Consider the following 21,949-nt stretch of genomic DNA (forward strand, 5'->3'; position numbering starts at 1 on the left):
GATATTTTCAAATAGTATCTAAAGAGTGTGATATAAATGTGAAGCGTCAAAAATCAGCTAGAATCCACGAAAAAATATTTTATATTTAGAGAGAATATGAAAGGAGCAATTAAAATATGAGAAGTTCGCGTTTAAGTTTATTGAGTGCATCAATTTGGGCTTTGAGTTTTTCAATTTGCTCGTCAATTTGCGCAAGCATAGTAAAAGTAAGATGTTCTGGCATATCCTGCGAACCACGTTTAATCATAATATAATCAATAAGTGAAATTTTGGCAATATTGAGCAAGATATTAATATCATCACGAATGTCCTCTATATTTTTAAAAATTTCATCTATTTTTTCAAACATATTTATTTACTCCTTTTATTTTGTATATTATGTCATTTAATCCCAGCAGCAATAAGCGTATGCAAGTGTATAACACCTTGTATATGATTTTGCTTATTTGTAATAATAAGGAGTTGTATTTTATTTTCTTCCATAAACTTGAGCGCATCAAATGCGAGAATGTCAGGATTATCACAAGTTTTAGGATTGCGCGTCGCATAGATACTTACAGGCGCATTCAAATCAAAGTCTTTATTCATCATCGCTCGGCGCAAATCTCCATCACTTAAAATACCCCATAATGCATCATTTTGCGTAATTATTGCACTTCCTAATCGTTTTTGACTCATTATAATAATGGCTTGAGAGAGCGGCAAATCAGGTGAAATAAGTGGCAAATTTTCTATTTGCATAAGGTCTTTTAGCTTCACAAAAAGCTGTTTGCCCAAAGCTCCGCCTGGGTGAAATGAAGCAAAATTATTAGCTTTAAAATCACGCCGTTTCATTAAACATACAGCCAAAGCATCGCCAAGTGCAAGAGTAAGAGTAGTAGAGCTTGTGGGTGCAATATTGAGCGGGCACGCTTCTTTTTGGATACTAATATCTAAAAAATAATCTCCCATACGCGAAAGAGGAGAATTTATATCTTTGCTCATAGTGATAATAGGATTGCCTAGCCGTTTAATATGAGGGAGGATATTAAGCAATTCTTCGCTTTTGCCACTATAACTGATCGCAAGGACAATGTCATTTTTTTGTAGCAATCCTAAATCACCGTGCATTGCCTCTGTGGGGTGCATAAATACACTAGGAGTGCCTGTGCTAGAGAGTGTTGCAGAGATTTTTGCACCAATAAGCCCACTTTTCCCAACGCCACATACAACTACTTTTCCTTGAGAATTGATAATACATTCTACAATAGATTCTAATATTTTTCCATTAAGCCTTTTGGTTGCTTGAAGTAGGCTAGCAGATTCTATTTCAAGCACTTCTTTTGCAACTAATGCATAATCTAATTTCATAGTTTGGCTCACTTATAATACATAAATCATCGGCACAATTGTAGGGTATTTTTTGACTTTCTTAAAAATATGTCTTTTAAATACATTATGCACTTCATTTTCAAGATTTTTTGCATTAAAACCTTCCGTTTTGAAATTTTTTACAAGAAATTCAAGTGTTTCATTCATTTCTTTTTCAAAGCCCTTATCTTCTTTATCTGCCACCAGTCCATAGCTTGATATTTTGGTTTCTAATATCTTTCGTTCTTTACTTATACGCGCAGAAATGATTACGATGCCATCGTGTGCTAAAGCTTGGCGGTCAAGTACGACATCATTTTCAATCTGGCGATTAATTTGATTATCAATGAAAGTTTTACCATTTTTGACACTCCTAACTTTTTTAAGGTAATTAGGATTCACTTCAATTTGGTCACCATCTTCCATAAGATAGATGTTTTTCTCTAATACTCCACAAGCAATAGCTGTTTGTTTATGTTTAGCGATATGATTATATTCCCCGTGCACAGGAAGAAAGAATTTTGGTTTAATAAGCCGCAACATAAGTTTTTGTTCCTCTTGAGCAGCGTGCCCACTTACGTGGATTTCGCTAAAATCTTGGTATGCTATATTTGCTCCTGCTTTCATTAGATAATTAAGTACAGCAGAGACAGAACCCTCATTACCCGGAATAGCTTTAGCAGAGATAATAATCATATCACTTGGTTTGATTTTGATATGTCTATGTTCATCTGTCGCCATACGATAAAGCGCGCTCATAGTTTCACCTTGAGAACCAGTAGTAACGATAAGCACCTCTTCATCGGGATATTTTTCTACTTCGTGTGCTTCAATAAAAATATTTTGTGGTAAGTCAATGTATCCAAGTTCACGTGCAATTTCAAGATTTTTTTCCATAGAACGTCCAATAACGGCAACTTTACGATTGTATTTTAGTCCATAATGGATTGCTTGATATACACGATGAATATTTGAAGAAAAGGTACTCATAATTACACGCCCTTGAGCTTGTTTAAAGAGTGCTTCAAAAGTTGGTCCCACACTAGCTTCGCTTGGTGTTGTGCCACTACGATGGGAATTAGTGGAATCGCTCAGTAAGAGCATTACGCCCTCCTCTCCATAATGTGCAAGTCGGTGCAAATCTGTGGGGAGATTATCAATGGGTGTGTGGTCAATTTTAAAATCACCTGTGTGGATAATCACTCCTGCATCTGTGCGAATAGCTAATGCAGAGGCATCAATTACAGAATGTGTGATATTAATCCATTCAACTTCAAATGCTCCGATTTTAATGGGTTTGCGCTTTTCAACAATTTTAAAAAATGAGCGGTATTTTTTTAAGCCGTGTTCATCAAACTTGCTTCCTATCATACCAAGTGGCAAGGGTGTGCCATAAATAGGAAATTGTAAAAGTTTAAAAAGATAGGGTACTGCACCGATATGGTCTTCGTGTGCGTGGGTAATAACAACACCTGCAATTTTATCCTTAATAGCAAAGAGGTAGCTAAAATCGGGCACAAGAATATCTACGCCGTGCATATCTTCATTGGGAAAGCTCATACCCACATCAATGACAATGGCAGAATCTGGTGTTTCAATGATAGTAATATTGCCTCCAATTTCACCTAGCCCACCAAGTGGTGTAATGCGCACACTTGCTTTTGTATTCAGATTAAGTTTATTGTGAGGATTGAGGCTTTGACGTTGGATTCGTGTATTTGCTTCCACACCTCGTTTAAGGTCTTTGTGAAGTCCAAGATTATCTTTTTCATTTATATCTTTTACTTCGCGAATACCATTTTTGCTCTCATCAGAATGAACTTTGTTTTGATGAGTAGTTTGTGGATTCTTGCCTTGCCATCTGCGTTTTTCAAATGGTTTTTGATTATCATAATGCGTTTTTGGTGTGTGTTCATTATAATTTTTTTCTGCTGTGTGAGATTTTGGTTTATAGCGATTTTCTCTACGTATGTCTTTTTGATGAGTTTTAGTATCTTGAGAGAGATGTTCATTTGCACTTTGAGAATCGTGAGCAGATATATCAGAAAGCATATCATTAGCTTGTTCTTCTGGCGTCTTTTTTTTAAATCTATCTGTAAATGATTTAAATTTACTAACTTGGTCGTTGTTTTGTTGTTCTTGTGAGTGTTTGTTTTCCATTGTCATTCCTTTTTTTTAAAAATTGTAAAATGTGGTGAAAACTTTTTGTCTTTACTTCGTGAGCTCGTGCATTAGATTTTATATTTTCGTTTTCAAAAACTTCTTCAAGTAGTTTTTTATCAAAAACTTGTGAAAGATTTTTGAAAAGCGTTTTGCGCGGAGCATAAAATGCAATTTTTAAAAAAGATTCTAAATCACAGAGGAAAGAGTCCTCAATTTGGTTTTGTTGAGAGTATTTATGTATCACAAAAACAGATGAGGTTACTTTAGGCATAGGAGAAAAAGCCTCTTTTGGCACTTCAAAAAGCATTTTCGCTTTACCGAAACTTTCAACTAAAACGCTCAAGGCACAAAATTCTTTTTGCCCAGTGGTGGCGCAAAATTTTTGTGCAACTTCCTTTTGTGTCATCACAAGAAAAGCACGACAGAATCTATCACGCAAAAGTCGTAATATAATGTGTGTCGCAATATAATAAGGAAGATTAGAGACGACCTTATATTCGTGAGTATGTAACCAAGCTTGTTGTGAAGGGAGATTTAAAATATCTTTATATATAATATTTAATCGCCCACTCTGGATTTGGTTAGAAAATTTTTTGTTAAGTAAAGAACATAAGTCTAAATCGACTTCATAGGCTATCAAGGATTCTATTTTTAATAGCTCTTGTGTCAAATCACCCAAGCCGACCCCGATTTCTATACATTGAATAGGAATATCGGGAATGGATTGGATAATTTTATGCAAGAAGTGAGAATCTTGCAAGAAATTTTGCCCGAAACGCTTTTTGCTCCGATACTCTTCCACTTCTTTACCTTTATTTTGACTGATATTATAACCAAAACTATGCAAATATTTTGTTTTTATAAGGAGTATTTGGTTATGATATATATAAAATCTACATATTTACACATAGATAAGATTCTTAGAGAAATCTCAAAATAAGAGTAAATTTATAGAATCAGGAATAAAAGGAGCAATAATGAGCCTTGCCAAAAGGATTATCCCGTGCCTTGATATTAATGGTGGGCGCGTAGTAAAAGGAGTGAATTTTATTGGATTACAAGATGCGGGCGACCCAGTAGAAATTGCTCGGCGCTATAATGATGAAGGTGCTGATGAAATAGTGCTTCTTGATATTACTGCAAGCTATGAGCAGCGCGGCATAATGATAGAGGTTGTAAAAAATATTGCAAAAGAGGTTTTTATTCCTTTTAGCGTAGGAGGAGGGATAAGATCACTAGAGGATATGTCTGCATTATTAAATGCAGGTTGTGATAAAATTAGCATTAATAGTGCGGCAATTAGAAATCCACAGCTTATTGATGAAAGTGCAAAGCGATTTGGTTCACAATGTATAGTGGTAGCGGTTGATGTGAAAAAGGTATCCCAAAATTCTTGGAATGTTTATATTAATGGTGGGCGCGTAGATAGCGGTAAGGATATGTTAGAGTGGATAAATGAAGCGTGTGCAAGAGGTGCAGGAGAGATTCTCCTTACAAGTATAGATACTGATGGCACCAAAGGTGGTTATGACAAGGCAATGATAGAAGCAGTTAAATCTATAAATGTGCCAATTATTGCAAGTGGAGGAGCTGGGAGTATGGAAGATTTTGCTGATGTATTTGTTCACGGAGCTGATGCAGCTTTAGCTGCGAGTGTGTTTCATTATAAAGAAATTGAAATAAAAATGCTAAAGACTTATTTGCAAGATAAAGGCGTGCCTGTAAGAATTTAAAAGAGGCAATAGAAAATTGGACGTAAGGATTAGATTTGGACAATAAATACAAAGTATTAATACCACAAAAGAAAGTTTTGTTGCGAGGTAGAGAATGATAGTATGCGCTGGATATAGTGAGAGTTTTGCTTTTGCAAAATCTATCGGTGTGGGTTTGGTAGAGGGTGCAATAGGACTTTCTCAAATATGTTCAAGAGAATATGTGCATTGTGTTATTTTTATAGGAAGTGCTGGAGCGTATGATAAAAGTATAAATATATTTGATATGTATATATCCGATAGTGCTACGCAGGTAGAACTTTCATTTTTGCAGGATAAATCTTATACACCTATTGATAATCGCATTGAGAGTGGAGTATTGAAAGAATTAGTTTCATATGAAACATTTAAGCACAAAGCAAACTATAAACAAGCTGTTATCAATAGCTCTAATTATGTTACTACTGATGAGCAATTAGCAATGTGTTTGGCTCAAGCAGGAATCTTACTTGAGAATATGGAGTTTTTTGCTGTAATGAGGGTAGCGCAGTATTTTCAGATTCCGTGTGTGGGTATATTTTGCGTAAGTAATTATTGCCATACTTATGCGCACGATGAATTTATGAGCAATCATCAACAGGTTAAGCGAAAACTCACTGAACAACTCCCTTTAATTCAAGATATTTCTTGTATCCTTAGCAAAGATTTGGTGCAGAATCATAAAAGTTAAAATAAGAGATTGATATGAACATAGATTTTCCATTCCAACAACCAAGCCTTTATGGTTATAAGCTTAATGAGCTTAAATCCATTCTTTCTCCTGCATTTCGTGCGAAACAAATTTATCACTGGCTTTATCATCGCTACGAGAACGATGCAATGCGTATGGATAATATTTCAAAGACTATGCAAAATTACATACGTGAGCATTTTGCACTTTCTCAAATTTATCCTATACGGGTAGAACATAGCATTGATGGAAGTAAAAAATATCTCTTTGAAACTTATGATGGACATTGTTTTGAATCTGTGTTGATTCAAATGCGTGATAAAAAATTGGGACACAAAGGCGAAGTGGTAGAGAGTGAAAAATGGACAATGTGTCTCTCAAGTCAAATTGGTTGTAAGGTGGGTTGTGCATTTTGTTTTACTGCAAAGGGTGGATTTGTGCGGAATCTCCACGCAAGTGAAATAGTTGAGCAAGTTGTAATTATGAAAAAAGACAATCAAATGGCGCCCCATAAAAGAGTGAATATTGTTTATATGGGAATGGGTGAACCCCTTGATAATATTGAAAATGTAACACGTGCAATCGAGATTCTCTCAGAATCCGAAGGATTAAGTATTTCTGCTCGGCGACAAACGATTTCTACGAGTGGTATCGCACCTAAAATCAAACAATTAGGCAAGCTTAATTTAGGTGTGCAGCTTGCTATTTCGCTCCACGCAGTAGATGATAAGTTGCGTTCTCAACTTATACCTATGAATAAAGCCTATAATATATCTGATATTCTCACTGAGGTAAGGGCATTTCCCATAGATACGCGCAAGAAAGTAATGTTTGAATATCTTATGATTAAAGGTGTGAATGATGACTTAAAAAGTGCAAAAAAATTGCTTCAACTCCTTAATGGTATTAAAGCAAAAGTAAATTTGATTTTGTTTAATCCACACGAAGGAAGCACATTTAAGCGACCGGAAATAAACGATGTAAGAGCATTTGCCGATTTTTTAATAAAGCGGGGATTACTTTGCACTATACGAGAATCTAGAGGTATTGATATTAGTGCTGCGTGTGGGCAGTTACGCGAAAAAGTTAAAGCAGAAAATGTTTCTTGTGAAACATTGACATAAAAAATCTAAGAAAGGAGAAGCATATACAATGAATCTTGATATTATTTTAGCAGTATTTTTGGCAGCGGTTGTAGTCATAGGTATCGTTTCTTTTTGGTATTTTGCGGACAATAAAAATGAGTGAAAGCATACATATAGAAAAAAAGAAAAATATGCTTGTGCATATATGTTGCTCAGTAGATAGTCATTATTTTCTTAGTGAGATTCAAAAAATTTATCCTGATACAACGATGATAGGGTATTTTTACAATCCAAATATTCACCCAAAAAGCGAATATGATTTGCGGCTTCTTGATGTCAGGCGAAGTTGTAAAATGTTAGGAGTAGAGCTTATAGAAGAAGAATATGAAAGTCAAGAATGGTTTGAAAGTGTTAGAGGACTTGAAGAAGAGCCAGAAAAAGGAGAGCGATGTGTAAAATGTTTTGATATGCGATTAGAAAAAACTGCACAAATGGCGCATACAATGTCAATAGAATCTTTTACCTCAACTTTACTTTCTAGCCCTCTCAAAGAGCAGCAGATTCTTTTTACTCAAGGTAACCAAATCGCGCAACATTATGGCTTGTGTTTTATCAAGGTTGATGTGAGGAGCAATGGAGGTACGCAAGCACAAAGTGAATTAGCAAATAAGGATAGGCTTTATAAACAAACATATTGTGGGTGCCAATTTGCTTTAAGTAAGCAAAGAGAATCTCAAGGGCAACTTCCTCTTGAATTGATGAGCAATATTGGGAAGCAAATTTTACCTGCGAGTAATGAGCAGCGCAAAGCTGTTTTTGATTTACGGGATAAATGTGAGAAAGAAGGAAGGGAGTATGCGCTTTATAAACAATCAAAAATTATTTGGCGTAATTTACGAAGTATATGTATTGATGAAGGGAAAGTAATAAGTTCGTATGTTATTACACATTCACGTAGTAAGAATATGATAAAGACTTCAAATATTACCTATATCAAGCGCTCTGTATATGATAAAGATTATAGACTTCAATGTGTTGAGGTGGGCTATGCTAAACGTGATGAAAGTATATTTTTAAGCATAGATGATGCAAATATTTTATTAAAAACGCAGTATGCAAATGTGCAAGAAATGGTGTATAATGCGCCTTGTTATGAATATGAAATAGCATTGCGCACGGCATTGTGTGGTGCAGATAGTATCAATCCTATTATTATCCTTGATAAAAAAATCAAACATAGTCTAAAAGTTTTTATTAATGCACATTTTCAAGAAAGTAGTATTTTTGCTATCACTCCATATTAAAATTTTTTGGTAGAATATCACATTTGTTATAAGGAGTAAGAGAATGGATACAAATAAGATACAAGGGGATAAACCCATAATGAATGTGGAGAAAATTCGTCAAATTTTACCACATCGTTATCCGATGTTACTTGTTGATAGAGTTATGGAGCTTGTGCAAAATACAAGTGATAGTGAACCAAATGGTTATATCAAAGCATATAAAAATGTAACAATTAATGAAGAGGTATTTTTGGGGCATTTTCCAAACAAACCTATTTATCCGGGTGTAATGCAGATTGAAGGAATGGCGCAAGCCGGCGGTCTTTTAGCATTTGTAAGTATGTTTGGTGATAATGTTGCAGAGGCAAAAAATAAAATTGTATATTTTATGACGATAGATAATGTTAAGTTTCGTATCCCTGTCGTCCCAGGTGATAGGCTTGTATATGAGCTCAAGGTTTTAAAACACAAAGGAAGTATATGGCAACTTGGAGCAAATGCTTTTGTTGAGGATAAACTTGTAAGTGAAGCTGAACTTAAAGCTATGATTACTGAAGCTAAAGAATCTTAAGGAATATATATGATAGGAAAAACAAGTATTGTTAAAGAAGGCGCAAAAATAGGAAAAAATGTCCAAATTGGCGAATTTTGCATTATTGATGAGAATACTATCATTGGTGATGAATGTATCATAGGCAATTATGTGCATATAAGTGGTTGCACAACTCTAGGTAAGCGCAACAAGGTTTTTAATAATGCTGCTGTTGGTGTGCCACCACAAGACTTAAAATATGCGGGAGAAAAGACAGAGCTTATCATCGGAGATGATAATTTGATTCGTGAATTTACTACACTTAATCCCGGCACTGCAGGAGGAAGAGGAAAAACGATAATAGGCGATAGAAATTTATTTATGGCTTATGTCCATATAGCACACGATTGCATTGTAGGAAATGATTGTATTCTTGCAAATAATGCTACGCTTGGTGGGCACGTAGAGCTTGGTGATTATGTTAATATCGGGGGATTGACACCCGTGCATCAATTTGTCAAAGTCGGAGATGGTTGTATGATAGCAGGAGGCTCTGTTTTAACACAGGATATGCCTCCATATTGCTTGGCAGAAGGCAATAGGGCTTATATTAGAGGATTAAATAAACATCGTATGCGAAAACTTTTTACACGTGAAGAAATTGACGAAATAAATCGTGTGTATAAGATTCTTTTTTCGCGCAGTGCACCCATTCGGGAACTTGCTCAATCTCAACTTGATAAGAATCCAAATAACACTATCCGCTATATTTGTGAATTTATCCTTTCAACTACACGTGGTATCCCCTTTAAAGGAGTGCAAAGTGAATGAAATAAAAAAAAGATGTAGTTTTTGCAATAAAGAAGAAAGTTTAGATAATCCTATCATTAATTCAGGGATTACTCCAGATGTATATATTTGTAATTATTGTTTGATTGTTGGAAGTGAAATTTTGACAGGTTATTTGAATAAAAATCCACAACAAGATCAAGAAGCAATAGACATTAAAACGCCATCACCAAAAGAACTTAAAGCCAAACTTGATGAATATGTGATAGGACAAGATGAAGCAAAACGTGTATTCTCAGTCGCAGTATATAATCATTATAAACGTATCAAAGCAAATAGTCTTTCTGAAGAAGAAATGCCAAATCCAATTTTACAAGATGATGTAGAGCTCTCTAAATCAAATATTTTACTCATTGGTCCAACAGGTAGCGGAAAAACATTAATGGCACAGACTTTAGCACGTTTTTTAGACATTCCCATTGCTATTTCTGATGCGACAAGTCTTACAGAGGCAGGGTATGTGGGTGAAGATGTAGAAAATATCCTTACTCGACTTCTTCAAGCTGCTGATGGTGATGTCAAAAAAGCAGAGAAAGGTATTGTATTTATTGATGAGATTGACAAAATTTCGCGTCTTTCTGAAAATCGTTCTATTACACGTGATGTATCAGGAGAAGGCGTGCAACAAGCATTACTTAAAATTATTGAGGGTAGTGTGGTAAATATTCCCCCAAAAGGTGGGAGAAAGCACCCTAATCAAGAATTTGTGCAAATTAATACAAGCGATATTTTATTTGTATGCGGCGGTGCATTTGATGGGTTGGGCGATATTATTAAAAGACGTTTGGGTGGAAATGTGCTTGGATTTCACGGAGAGAAAAAAGGTAAAAGCGAAGAAGATGCTTTACTCAAATATGTAGAACCTGATGATCTTATTAGCTATGGGTTGATTCCAGAGCTTATCGGCAGACTCCATATGATTACAACACTTTCTCCAATTAGCAAAGAAGCAATGGTAGAGATTCTCACAAAACCTAAAAATGCACTTATAAAACAATACCAAAAAATTTTTGAAATTGATGGTGCAACATTACATTTTGAAAAAGATGCCATTGAGTCGATTGCCGAACTTGCTATTGCAAGAAAAACAGGTGCTAGAGGCTTAAGGTCTATTATGGAGGGAGCAATGATTGATTTAATGTATGATTTACCAGAGCTTGCAGGTTATGAAATTACCATTTCTAAAGAATGTATTATGGACAAGCAAAGTCCTCTTCGCGTTAAAAAAAAGAGAAATATACAAAAAAGAGCTTAATTTAACATAAAACAAAAGGTTTAGCAAAGGATTAGAATGTATAATGCACAAATTATTTTGTAATATTTTTTAAGGAGCTTTTATGTTGGTGGATAGACTCATTGGGACTTTTTCCAAAGATATTGCGATTGATTTAGGGACAGCAAATACTTTGGTTTTGGTTAAAGGAGAGGGTATCATCATCAATGAGCCTTCCGTAGTGGCAGTGCAAGCTGATAGATTCAGCACAGGGAAGATTCTTGCTGTGGGGAAAGAAGCAAAGGATATGCTAGGAAAAACTCCTGATGGTATACAGGCAATTCGTCCAATGAAAGATGGTGTTATAGCAGATTTTGATATGACGGAGAGAATGATTCGTTATTTTATCGAGAAAGCACATAAACGCAAAGCGCTTATTCGCCCTCGGATTATGGTATGTGTGCCCTATGGTTTGACAGGAGTAGAAAAAAAGGCAGTTAAAGAATCTGCAATGAGTGCAGGTGCTAGAGAAGTATTTTTAATAGAAGAACCTATGGCAGCGGCTATTGGAGCAGGGCTTGAGATTCAGGAATCTAAAGGTAATCTTGTTATTGATATTGGTGGTGGCACAACAGAGATTGGTGTGATTTCTTTAGGAGGTTTAGTTATTAGCAAATCAATCAGAGTCGCTGGTGATAAGCTCGATACAGCAATAGTAGATTATGTAAGAAAGAAGTTTAATCTTTTAATTGGCGAGCGCACAGGTGAGGAAATTAAGATTCAGATTGGTTCAGCTTCACCGATGGAAAAACCCCTTGTTATGCAAGTGCGTGGGCGCGACCAAGTGAGCGGATTGCTTAATACCATTGAGCTTACAAGTGAAGATGCGCGTGAGGCAATGAAAGAGCAGCTTCGCGAAATCAGCAATGCGCTTAAAAGTGTGTTAGAATCTATGCCACCTGATTTAGCAGGAGATATTGTTGAAAATGGTATAGTGCTTACTGGCGGTGGTGCATTGATACAAGGGCTTGATAAATATCTTTCTGATATTGTTCGTTTGCCTGTGTATGTAGGTGAAGAGCCGCTGCTTTGTGTAGCAAAGGGCACGGGTAAAGCAATGGAAGATTTGGATTTGCTCAATCAGCTTGCTTTTGATTAGAGAAAAATATGAGATATAAATTCCTTATTTTTGGGATTATCTTTTTCATTTGTATCTTAGTCTTAATGGAAGTTGATAAATCCATTCAAGTTAAGATGCTTTCTGTAAGTGATTATGCTAAGATATTTTTTTTAGATTCCAAAGAGGGTATAGTAAATACTTATAACAAATATATTGACCAAGCTACGAAGATAGAATCGCTTAGCGCAAAAATGCAAGATTATGACAAGCTTAAACTTGAGATTCAGTCTCTTCAAGATGATAGAGATAAGCTACGTAAGCTCATTGGTATGGGTGGCATTACCTATGCTACAAGTGAAATTCATCCTGCACGCATTATTTCATTTGCAACCTTAGGGCAACGTGATAGAGTATGGCTCAATACTGATTTAAGTCGTTATCATCAAAACGGGAACTTAGAGGATAGAATCTTTGGGATTGTAAAAGATAATGTAGCACTTGGTGTGGCAGTTTATCAAAATGGGCGTATTGAAGGATTCTTAAATGGCAATGAAAATTGCCATTATGATGTATATATTGGCGAGAACAAAGCAATGGGTATCGTATCTGGCTCCCATAATGGCAAATTACTTGTGGATTATATTTCTGATTGGATTGAAATTCATAAGGGAGACAAGGTTTTTACAAGTGGACTTGATGGTATATTTTTGGAAAACATACCTGTGGGTATAGTTGAAGATGTGCAAGAAAATTATGGTTATTTGAGTGTTGATGTGAAGCCATACGCGAGTGTAGGAGAGCTATCTTATGTATGGATTATTGACAGAGAAATCCCTCAACTAAGCATACAAGATGCCCCAGAAGAGTCGCTTCAAATTGAAAATATCCCACAGCCTACTACCCAAGTTTCCGAAAATGAAGAAAAGCAACCCTAACTCTTTTGTGCAATTAGATTCTGCTTGGTCAGAGCCTACAACTTCTTTTCAACAATTTTCTACCCAAACTACAGAGCAAATCTTGGCGTTTTTGCATATTTTTATTAATGCCTTGAATACTGCTACAAGCAAAGCACAAGTTGATTCTCTTATGAGAGAGCTTTATGGCTTAAAACGTGATGATATAATCCTGATTCAATCTCATCAAGAAGGTGAAAAAATCCTTATGGATATAATCTCTCTTATAAGGGAAAAAATCTATAATTTCCTTTCTCAAGGGCATATTTGTGGAGTAGAATATTTTAACATTTTACTTTTTGTTGATTCTTTGGCAAAGACACGCTTTGAGGTTGATACACGTTTTGCAATTTTTAATAAAATGGCAGAGGAAAGCCTTTTTGCCAATGGAATAAGCGATGTTGAAAACCTTTTGCTCATTGAACTTTATATACTTTCAAAAGCACTAAGCACAATGCACAATTTTGAAGATATAATATGCGAATATATTTCACTTGTGATTCTCATAGATATCAATATTCCTTCTTCGCTTGAACATACAAGCTTTATTGTGGAGCGTTTTGAGGCACTTGGTGTAGATATGCGCTTATTGTTATCCGCACTTCAAATACAGCTTGAGCCACAAACTTATTTTGCTCATTCTACTATCAGAAAAAGAAGTATTCTAAACTGGCAATTGCATTGTTTTTGGAATGTTTCACATTTTTTTAATCATCATTTGTGGCTTGAATTATATCCATTGTGGAAAGAAATATTTTATGTGCTTCTTAAAAAGGGTGATATAGAAAGCATTGATGAGGCAATGTATATGCAGTTTTTCATATATCATTTCTGTGGCAATAATTTTCATCACCAAGAGCAATGGCGCAGATTCTGTGATGAAATTGATAGGGTAAGTGTGCAATATTACGAGGAATTTGCCAAAAATCAAGGTATTTATGGTGTTTCCAAAAAACAACAAAGTGATAAAATCCGCATTGGAATTTTGCGCGATAGGCTTGTGGCAAATTCTCCCTATAAGGTTGAATATAGCCTTTTAAGTAATTTGATGCGCGATGAAGCATTTTTACAAAAATACGAAATAAAAGTTTATACAATGAATCTTATTGAAAAAAGCGCAAATGATGAGCGCATTGTCCGCTCTTATGAAGAGATTGGCATAAGTGTTGTTGATGTTGTCTCACCTTTTAATGCAAAAGGATTCTACAATTCTCATTTTCAAAAAGCACTTGCGCTTAAAGAGGCATTTCATCGCGATAATATCTCAATACTTATAAGCCCAAATAATGGCTATGGTATAAGTGATTTTCTTCTTGCATCAAGAAGTGCTCCTTTACAAATTTATTATTCTCACGGCAATTTTGTATATGATTTGTCTTGTATTGATGTTAAAATGACGCATATTTGCCAAAACAAGCCACGTATTGTTCACGAAGGTTATGAATTTTATGGTGTGCCTGTGAAAATGCAGGAGAGATTCTATAATCCACCTCTTACTTTAGAATCTAAACAGCAAATAGATTCTATTCGTCTAAAATTTCCACAAGATGCTGTAATTCTAGGAAGTATCGGGCGTTTAGTAAAATTGCAATCGCGCGAATATTGGCGTTGTGTGATTGAGATTATGCTTTGCTTTCCTAAAAGTATTTATCTAGCTTGTGGAGGAGGCAATAGCTCACTTATCCGTGAGTGCATTATGGATTGTTTTGCAGACAAGGCAAAAGGTGAGATATTTTTAGAGCGCATATATTTCACAGGCTATATTGATAGCACTATTTATGGGCATATCATTGATATATGGTTTGATAGTTTTCCGCTTGAGCAAGGTGAAAGTCGTATTGAATATGTGGCAAAAGGTGGCTTAAGCCTTGTGATGAGCAAACAAAGCAAAGAGGAGCGCACGCAGCATTTAGAGAAATGGATAGCACAATGGGCAACTCTCCCTCATCGCGATGGTTCGCTTAAGGGCAAAGAGGAGTGTGAGAAAACCCATACTATTCTTATAGAATCCCATTTACCCCTTATTGCATTTTCTGAAGAAGATTACATTCAAAAGGGAAAAGCTTTAGTTGAATTATTTACAAAAAAACAAACACAAAAAATAGCATCTCTTAGAGCTGTAATAGCTTATGGAAGGGCTGCAAGCGATGAGTTTAGAGAAATAAAAGGAGTGCAAGCATTTAAAGAAGCAATTGCTTTCTAATTTGCTTTGGTATGAAATCATCACAAAAACACCTTTTAAAACAATTTTGTTTTATCAACCTCTCTTTTGTTGCATTATTATTTTCGAGTGATTTTAGAGCAAATTCTGTTAAAATTTTGGTAATATTTAAATTCAAAATGAAATAAAAAAGGAGTGGGAATGAAAAAATGGCTTATATTGCTATGTATGATAAGTGCATTTGTAGGGTGTGGTAATGAAGAAAATGAGATAAAGCAAAACCTGCAAGAGAAAAATCAAGAAGTGCAACAAGAAAATGTGAGCCAAACCAAAGAATCACAAAATCAATCCAAAGAAACTTTTATCAATGAAGAAAGAAGTTTGCGCTCACAAAGTCCTCAAAAATGGTTAGAAAAATATGATGTTAATGCTAAAGATTCCAATGGAGAGACTTTGCTTATGTTTTTTGCAGCCTATGGGAGTGATGATGAGGTGAAATATCTTCTTGCACAAGGTGCAGATGTGAATGCTACAGATAAGCAAGGACAGAGTGCATTATTTTACGCGCTTTTTTGTGGAGCAGAGGGTTGTATATTTGATAAGGTTAAAACTCTTGTAGAAGCTGGGGCTAATGTAAATGCGAAAAATGCACAAGGCGATAGTGTGTTGCGCGTGGCACTTGGTTCAAGTGAGGAGATAGAGGAATACTTAAAAAGCAAGGGCGCACTAGATTCTAAAAGCTTTGATGAGAGCGTAAATAATTTGAGTGAGCAGGAGATAAGCCGCATTGCTAATCCTCGTTTGGTAGAGGTAGTGCGCACATATAATGGCAAAGTGGGTATAAAGTGTATAGCAGAGCTTTTGCAGAGTGATAACATTGATGAAGTTTTAAAAGAGGAACAAGAAGTTTCTAAAGATATATATGCGTATGAAGGACAGAGTGCATTGCTTCTTGCTGCAAAATTTGGCTATGATGAGTTAGTAGCTACACTATTAGAGCTTGGAGCAAATCCAAATGTTATAGGATATTATACAACGCCACTCCTTGAGGCGGCTACAAACAATTATTATCATATCTCAAAATTGTTGCTTGAACACGGAGCAGATGTAAATTTACGCGCACAAGATAATGGAACTACGCCTATTATTGCGCTTGTAGAGGGTAAAAGCAAAGGACTTTTATCTATTAAAGATGAAAAAGAGCGCACAAAAGAGGAAGATAAAGCCCGCATACCGCTTTTAGAATTGCTTATAAAATCTGGGGGTGATGTCAATGCACAAGATTTTGCACGTGAGGGGGATAACATAAATGCACTCTTTTCAGCATTAGAGCTAGAGAGGGGGAATCTCGCAGTGCTTTTAATACAATCAGGCGCAGATATCAAAGATGAAAGGTATCCACCTCTAAATGACGCGGTCAAATATGGGTTAGTCAATGCAGTAGAGGCATTACTCAAAGCAGGTGCAAATCCTATGCAAAAAGATTTATTTTATCAAACAAGTGCATTAGATATTATTGGTGAGAATAAGCTTGAACGAATGAGTAGTGAATATGCAAGAACACTTTTTCATTCTTTGGAGCCAGAGAAGCAATCGCGTATCAAAGAGCTTATAAACCAAGCGATAGAGACTATAAATCCCTAAAATACGAGAAGGAAGAGATATTGTGCGAACATAAGGCACGTAAAGCAGAGGCAAAGCCACGCATTTTGATTCTTGCAGCAGCAAATATTAATACTTGTCCTCGTCCTATGCGAATGATTGAGGTGCTAAAAGATGATTATGATGTAAGCGTGATGGGTATTGATAATGAAAATGGCACGCCAATGCCACCCGTAGTGGTGCAAAACGGCGGGGGGGGGTCGTATAACCTTAAAAGCTTTAGCTATCCCACTTATAAAAAACGCAATGTGTGGGGTGAGTTAAAGTTATGGATTAATGTAGCTTTAAGGCGATGGGATAAACTTAGTTTTATTCCAAATCGTTTGGCGATTATAGAACATTTATGTAAGGAAAGCTATGATGTCGTGATTTGCCACGATTTGCTGCTTTTGCCTGTGCTTTTTGCTGGGTTAGAAAAGAGTGGGCATAAATGTGGCAAAAAGAGTGATACAAAGGTAATTTTTGATGCAAGAGAATTTTATCCTTTGCAAAATACAAGTTCATTGCGTTGGCGATTGCTTTTTAAGCGCTTTAATACTTATCTTTGCACTTACTTTGCATCTCAAGCAGATTTACTTTTAAGCGTGTCGCCACGATTTTGTGAGTTGTATAAGGAGCATTTTGGATTACAGGTTCATCTTTTGATGTCGCTTCCAACATATTATCCACTTGAGCCAACGCCTATAAATGCACATAAAATAAAGATTCTCTATCACGGAGCATTAAATCGCAATCGCGATATTGATAAAGTCATTGAAATGTGCCAATATCTTGATGAACGATTTTGTATTGATTTTATTTTTACAGGTGGAGAGAATGCGTTTCGTGAAAAAATACAATCTCGTATTGCGCAGTTGCAAGAGCAAGGCAAAGCAGTAAGAATACTACCACCTGTGAAATTGGAGCAAATTGTGCCTTTTGGAAACAATTATGACATAGGCTTACTTTATATTCCGTCGCATAACCATAATCTCCTCGCCACTTTGCCTAATAAATTTTTTGAATATATCCAATCGCGTTTAGCAGTGCTTATACCTCCGATAGAGCAATTACAAGGATTTGGTGATAAATATAACAATATCGTTGTTGCCAAAGACTTTGCTATAAAATCTTTAGCAGATTCTCTAAATGTTCTAAGCAGTGAGGAGATTATGGCATTAAAGATTTGCTCACACAGAGCTGCTAAAGAACTAAATCTTACGCATAATGCCCCATTTGTGCGTAAAATGGTAAGAGAACTTTTGAGTTAATAATCTATAACGACATTGCGTAATGAGCCAATGTGTTGTATTTCGCAAACTATCTCATCATTATTGCTTAAGAATCTTGGTGGATTAAACCCCATACCAACGCCGCTTGGAGTCCCCATAGAGATAATGCTAGCTGCTTGGAGCATACAATAATGTGATAACTCATAGAGTGCAGCAGTGATATTACAAATCATCAATGAAGTATGAGAATCTTGTCTTAGTTCGCCATTGACATAGCTTTTGATAGCAAGATTTTGCGCATCAATGCTTCTGGCACTTACAATACAAGGTCCCATAGGCAAACTTCCCTCAAGACTTTTTCCCATATACCATTGTTTGTGCTTTTGCTGAATATCTCTTGAAGAAATATCATTGATGATAGTATAGCCAAAGATAGAATCTATAACTTCTTGCATATTTTTAGGTTTATAAAGATGAGAACCAAGGACTACCCCAAGCTCTACTTCATAATCAAGCTTTTGAGTGAGGTTGCTGTGCAAGGGAATAGGTGCATTATGAGGCGTAGCATAATTCACACGTTTGCTAAAATAGACAGCATTTTCGCGCTTTTGGTCAAAAATCTCATTTTTATAGGCTGCAGATTCTTTGGCGTGTTCAAGGTAATTAATGCCTAAACAAATTACATCTTGTTTTGGCTTTGGAATAGGAGCTAGGAGTGTAATATCTGCAAGAGAAAAAGCGTGAGTATTTTTTATATTTGTTTGTATCGTATTAAGCATATCTGGAGTATGAAGACAGATAAAAGTATTCATATCTGTGTAAATATGAGGAATATCGCTTTGTATAAGCGTTGAAAGTGGATAAACTTTTTGTTCTTGGAGAATACCAATTTGATGAGGTTGTGCATAGAGAGAAAAAGGCGGAGATTCCCTAGAGAAATCACAAATATAGGGCACAAAACTTATAAATTGCATTTTTATTTCCTTTAAATTAAGTCAAAGTCTAAGGATTCTAGCACAAAGCGTTTAAAAATTAGGATTTTTTGCTACAATCCTGCCATTGTTTTAATTTTTGAATAGGGAGTAGTAATGGACTACAAAGAGACTTTAATTTTGCCTGATACAAGTTTCCCAATGAGGGGGAATCTCCCTGCTAATGAGCCACATACTTATGCAAAATGGCGCGATGAGAAGCTTTATTCTAAACTTAAAAATGCTCATAGTGGTGCTAAAAACTTTTGCTTGCACGATGGACCCCCGTATGCAAATGGACATTTACATATAGGGCACGCACTCAATAAGATTCTCAAAGATATTATTGTGAAATATCATTACTTTAAGGGAGAAAATATCCGTTATACACCAGGTTGGGATTGCCACGGATTGCCTATTGAACAACAAGTGGAGCAAAAGATTGGCAAGGCAAAAAAAGATAACTTGAATAAAACAAAATTGCGCGAACTCTGCCGCAATCACGCTCAAAAATTTATACAGATTCAATCTGATGAATTTCAGGCATTAGGAGTTTTGGGGGATTTTGAGAATCCGTATAAAACAATGGACTTTGCTTTTGAGGCACAAATTTATCGCTCTTTGATAGAGCTTGTGAAAGAAGGTTTGCTTGCTGAACGCTCCAAGCCTATTTATTGGAGTTGGGCGTGTGAGACGGCATTAGCTGATGCGGAAGTAGAATATCAAGATAAGCAATCAGATTCTATTTTTGTCGCTTTTACCTTATCGGATTCTGCCTTGCAATCACTTGGAATTTCACAAGGTAAAGTGATTATTTGGACAACTACGCCTTGGACACTTCCTGCGAATGTAGGTATTGCACTTAATCCTAGTGAATCTTATGTGCTCACCGATAAGGGTTATATTGTGGCAAAAGCATTGCTTGAAAAAGTATGTGAAAATATAGACATTGGTATAAGTAAGCGTGAGTTTAAAGCACAAGAATTTGAGCGCCTTGAAGCCATAAATCCTCTTAATGGAAGAACTTCTCTTATTGTTTTGGGAGAGCACGTAAGCATAAATGATGGCACAGGAGCAGTGCATACTGCGCCAGGACACGGTGAAGATGATTATTATATAGGACTTAAATATGGGCTTGAAGTTATTATGCCTGTTGATGATAGGGGGAATTTTAGCCCTCTTATAGAATCTATGGGGCTTGTGCCTAAAGAATTTGCTAATGAGTTTGTGGGTAAAAATATTTTTGATACACACGAGAGTATTTTTAAGATTTTGGGGAAAGCACTTTTAAAACAAGATGTGATTACCCATAGTTATCCACATTGTTGGCGTTCGCATAAACCTGTGATTTACCGAGCTACTGCGCAATGGTTTATCTTGCTTGATAAGCCATTTTATCAAGGCAAAACGCTTAAAGAGTTAGCTTTGGAAGAGTTAGACAAGGTGAGATTCTATCCACAAAATGGAAAAAATAGAATCTATTCAATGATTGAAAACCGCCCTGATTGGTGTATCTCTCGACAAAGAGATTGGGGTGTGCCTATTGCATTTTTGATTGATAAGATAACGAATGTTGCTTTGCTTGATGAGGCGGTGCTTGAGCATATTGCTTGTATTTTTGAAAAAGAGGGCTGTGATGCGTGGTGGAGCTATGAGATAAAAGACCTTCTGCCTCCAAGTCATAAGCATTTAGCAGAGAATCTCACAAAGAGCAAACATATACTTGATGTATGGTTTGATAGCGGGAGCACTTGGAGCGCGGTGCTTGAGAATGAATATAAGGGTGCAGGAAATAACTATGATGCGGGCTCTCACCCGGCAGATATGTATCTTGAAGGAAGCGACCAGCATAGGGGATGGTTTCAAAGTTCACTTTTGCTTTCTTGTGCAATAGCTAAGAGAGCACCTTATAAACAGATTCTTACGCACGGCTTTACCTTTGATAGAAATGGTGAGAAAATGAGTAAAAGCAAAGGGAATGTTATCTCTCCAAGTGAAATTATCAAAACTCAAGGAAGTGAGATTCTGCGTTTGTGGGTGGCACTTAGTCATTATCAGAGCGACCAAAATATTAGCGATGAGATTCTTAAACAAGTAGGTGAGCAATATCGCAAAATTCGCAATACTATCCGATTTCTCCTTGCAAATGCCTCACAAAATAGCCAAGATATGGTGGAAAAAGATGAACTTGACGTGATTGATAGGTGGATTCTAAGTGTGTGCGATAGAGTTTTTGATGAGGCGTATGAATACTTTGATGAATATGAGTTTGCTAAGGCTTTTCAGGTAGTAATGAGCTTTTTGATTAATGAGCTAAGCGGTATTTATTTGGATTTGTGTAAGGATATACTCTATTGTGATGATGTATCTTCCCTACGGCGTCGTGCTATACAAAGTGCATTAGTAATGATTTTAAGGCGAGTGCTGCATTTTATCGCACCTGTGCTTACTTATACTGCAGATGAGGCTTTTAGACATTCAAGTGCAGCTTTGAAAGGAGAATATGAATCCATTTTTGATTTGCCAAAGTTAAGCTGTGCACAGGGATATAATCTTGAAATAAATGAGGATTTTACGCGACTTTTGCGTGTGCGTGAGAAATTTACCGAATCCTTAGATAATCTCAAAAAACAAAAGATTGTTAAATCTTCGCTTGAGGTATTACTTCAAAGTCCGCAAGAGAAAGAATTTGCTTTGCTTGATAGATGGCTTATTGTCTCTGGTGTATGTGGGAAGGAGTGTAAAGACAAGGAGGAATTAGCACGATTTATGCTTGAAGATAAAGAGGAATTTGTTATTTATAGAGCACAAAATGGTCGTTGTGAGCGATGTTGGCAATTTATTGTAGAGGAAAGTGAAGGTAAATTATGCAAAAGATGCACATCAGTGATAGCTCAAACTAAGAAATAGTTTGAGAAGCGTAAAAATGAGATATAAATAAAAGGTTATAA

At 36.0% G+C, this 21,949-nt stretch carries 18 protein-coding genes; 13 read left to right on the plus strand and 5 right to left on the minus strand.

The features are described 5' to 3' along the window. Positions 1 to 109: 109 nt before the first annotated feature. From HH_RS05680 to rsmA, 4 genes are read right to left on the minus strand one after another with little or no spacing between them, the layout of a single operon-like run. On the minus strand, positions 110 to 349 hold the full coding sequence (locus HH_RS05680; RefSeq protein WP_011116011.1) for a DUF2443 domain-containing protein: 240 nt from the start codon (positions 347 to 349) through the stop codon (positions 110 to 112). A 32-nt stretch (positions 350 to 381) separates the two neighbouring features. Continuing rightward, complete coding sequence (locus tag HH_RS05685; protein WP_011116012.1) at positions 382 to 1,350, minus strand: KpsF/GutQ family sugar-phosphate isomerase; 969 nt, start codon at positions 1,348 to 1,350, stop codon at positions 382 to 384. Between the two features lie 12 nt (positions 1,351 to 1,362). Next, positions 1,363 to 3,516: a ribonuclease J gene (locus HH_RS05690; RefSeq protein WP_371414309.1), complete on the minus strand. Its 2,154-nt coding sequence runs from the start codon at positions 3,514 to 3,516 to the stop codon at positions 1,363 to 1,365. Continuing rightward, the gene (gene rsmA / locus HH_RS05695; RefSeq protein WP_011116014.1) at positions 3,464 to 4,315 is read right to left on the minus strand and encodes a 16S rRNA (adenine(1518)-N(6)/adenine(1519)-N(6))-dimethyltransferase RsmA; all 852 of its coding nucleotides are present in this window, start codon (positions 4,313 to 4,315) and stop codon (positions 3,464 to 3,466) included. The genes HH_RS05690 and rsmA overlap by 53 nt, the downstream gene beginning before the upstream one ends. Before the next feature lie 175 nt (positions 4,316 to 4,490). On the opposite strand from rsmA, the gene hisF reads away from it, so the two are divergent. The 12 genes from hisF to HH_RS05755 all read left to right on the plus strand — a co-directional run bounded on the left by hisF (position 4,491) and on the right by HH_RS05755 (position 18,066). Continuing rightward, a complete protein-coding gene (gene hisF / locus HH_RS05700) occupies positions 4,491 to 5,246 on the plus strand; it encodes an imidazole glycerol phosphate synthase subunit HisF (protein ID WP_011116016.1) in 756 nt (251 codons plus the stop codon). Between the two features lie 94 nt (positions 5,247 to 5,340). Then, the gene (locus HH_RS05705; protein ID WP_011116017.1) at positions 5,341 to 5,955 is read left to right on the plus strand and encodes a purine-nucleoside phosphorylase; all 615 of its coding nucleotides are present in this window, start codon (positions 5,341 to 5,343) and stop codon (positions 5,953 to 5,955) included. Between the two features lie 14 nt (positions 5,956 to 5,969). Continuing rightward, on the plus strand, positions 5,970 to 7,079 hold the full coding sequence (rlmN, locus tag HH_RS05710; protein WP_011116018.1) for a 23S rRNA (adenine(2503)-C(2))-methyltransferase RlmN: 1,110 nt from the start codon (positions 5,970 to 5,972) through the stop codon (positions 7,077 to 7,079). 116 nt (positions 7,080 to 7,195) lie between these two features. Beyond that, positions 7,196 to 8,344: an epoxyqueuosine reductase QueH gene (locus HH_RS05715; protein ID WP_226989474.1), complete on the plus strand. Its 1,149-nt coding sequence runs from the start codon at positions 7,196 to 7,198 to the stop codon at positions 8,342 to 8,344. A 43-nt stretch (positions 8,345 to 8,387) separates the two neighbouring features. Next, positions 8,388 to 8,897 (plus strand): 3-hydroxyacyl-ACP dehydratase FabZ, encoded by a 510-nt coding sequence (gene fabZ / locus HH_RS05720; RefSeq protein ID WP_011116021.1) that lies wholly within the window; start codon positions 8,388 to 8,390, stop codon positions 8,895 to 8,897. 3 nt (positions 8,898 to 8,900) lie between these two features. After that, positions 8,901 to 9,689 (plus strand): acyl-ACP--UDP-N-acetylglucosamine O-acyltransferase, encoded by a 789-nt coding sequence (gene lpxA / locus HH_RS05725; protein ID WP_138091790.1) that lies wholly within the window; start codon positions 8,901 to 8,903, stop codon positions 9,687 to 9,689. A 1-nt stretch (position 9,690) separates the two neighbouring features. Then, on the plus strand, positions 9,691 to 10,962 hold the full coding sequence (clpX, locus tag HH_RS05730) for an ATP-dependent protease ATP-binding subunit ClpX (RefSeq protein ID WP_414843409.1): 1,272 nt from the start codon (positions 9,691 to 9,693) through the stop codon (positions 10,960 to 10,962). Between the two features lie 82 nt (positions 10,963 to 11,044). Continuing rightward, positions 11,045 to 12,079 (plus strand): rod shape-determining protein, encoded by a 1,035-nt coding sequence (locus tag HH_RS05735; RefSeq protein ID WP_011116024.1) that lies wholly within the window; start codon positions 11,045 to 11,047, stop codon positions 12,077 to 12,079. 8 nt (positions 12,080 to 12,087) lie between these two features. Beyond that, on the plus strand, positions 12,088 to 12,975 hold the full coding sequence (gene mreC, locus HH_RS05740; RefSeq protein WP_011116025.1) for a rod shape-determining protein MreC: 888 nt from the start codon (positions 12,088 to 12,090) through the stop codon (positions 12,973 to 12,975). Next, the gene (locus HH_RS05745) at positions 12,956 to 15,196 is read left to right on the plus strand and encodes a hypothetical protein (protein WP_226989475.1); all 2,241 of its coding nucleotides are present in this window, start codon (positions 12,956 to 12,958) and stop codon (positions 15,194 to 15,196) included. The genes mreC and HH_RS05745 overlap by 20 nt, the downstream gene beginning before the upstream one ends. Positions 15,197 to 15,355: 159 nt before the next feature. Further along, positions 15,356 to 16,798, plus strand: a complete 1,443-nt coding sequence (locus HH_RS05750; protein ID WP_011116027.1) for an ankyrin repeat domain-containing protein — start codon at positions 15,356 to 15,358, stop codon at positions 16,796 to 16,798. A gap of 20 nt (positions 16,799 to 16,818) precedes the next feature. Next, a complete protein-coding gene (locus HH_RS05755; protein ID WP_011116028.1) occupies positions 16,819 to 18,066 on the plus strand; it encodes a hypothetical protein in 1,248 nt (415 codons plus the stop codon). Here HH_RS05755 and HH_RS05760 read toward each other — a convergent pair. Continuing rightward, positions 18,063 to 19,001, minus strand: coding sequence for a fumarylacetoacetate hydrolase family protein (locus HH_RS05760; RefSeq protein ID WP_011116029.1), 939 nt, complete (start codon positions 18,999 to 19,001; stop codon positions 18,063 to 18,065). The genes HH_RS05755 and HH_RS05760 overlap by 4 nt on opposite strands. Positions 19,002 to 19,115: 114 nt before the next feature. Here HH_RS05760 and ileS point away from each other — a divergent pair, with 114 nt between their 5' ends. After that, the gene (gene ileS / locus HH_RS05765; RefSeq protein WP_011116030.1) at positions 19,116 to 21,908 is read left to right on the plus strand and encodes an isoleucine--tRNA ligase; all 2,793 of its coding nucleotides are present in this window, start codon (positions 19,116 to 19,118) and stop codon (positions 21,906 to 21,908) included. Positions 21,909 to 21,949 lie beyond the last annotated feature (41 nt).

This window comes from Helicobacter hepaticus ATCC 51449, assembly GCF_000007905.1.
Classification (GTDB): Bacteria; Campylobacterota; Campylobacteria; order Campylobacterales; family Helicobacteraceae; genus Helicobacter_C; species Helicobacter_C hepaticus.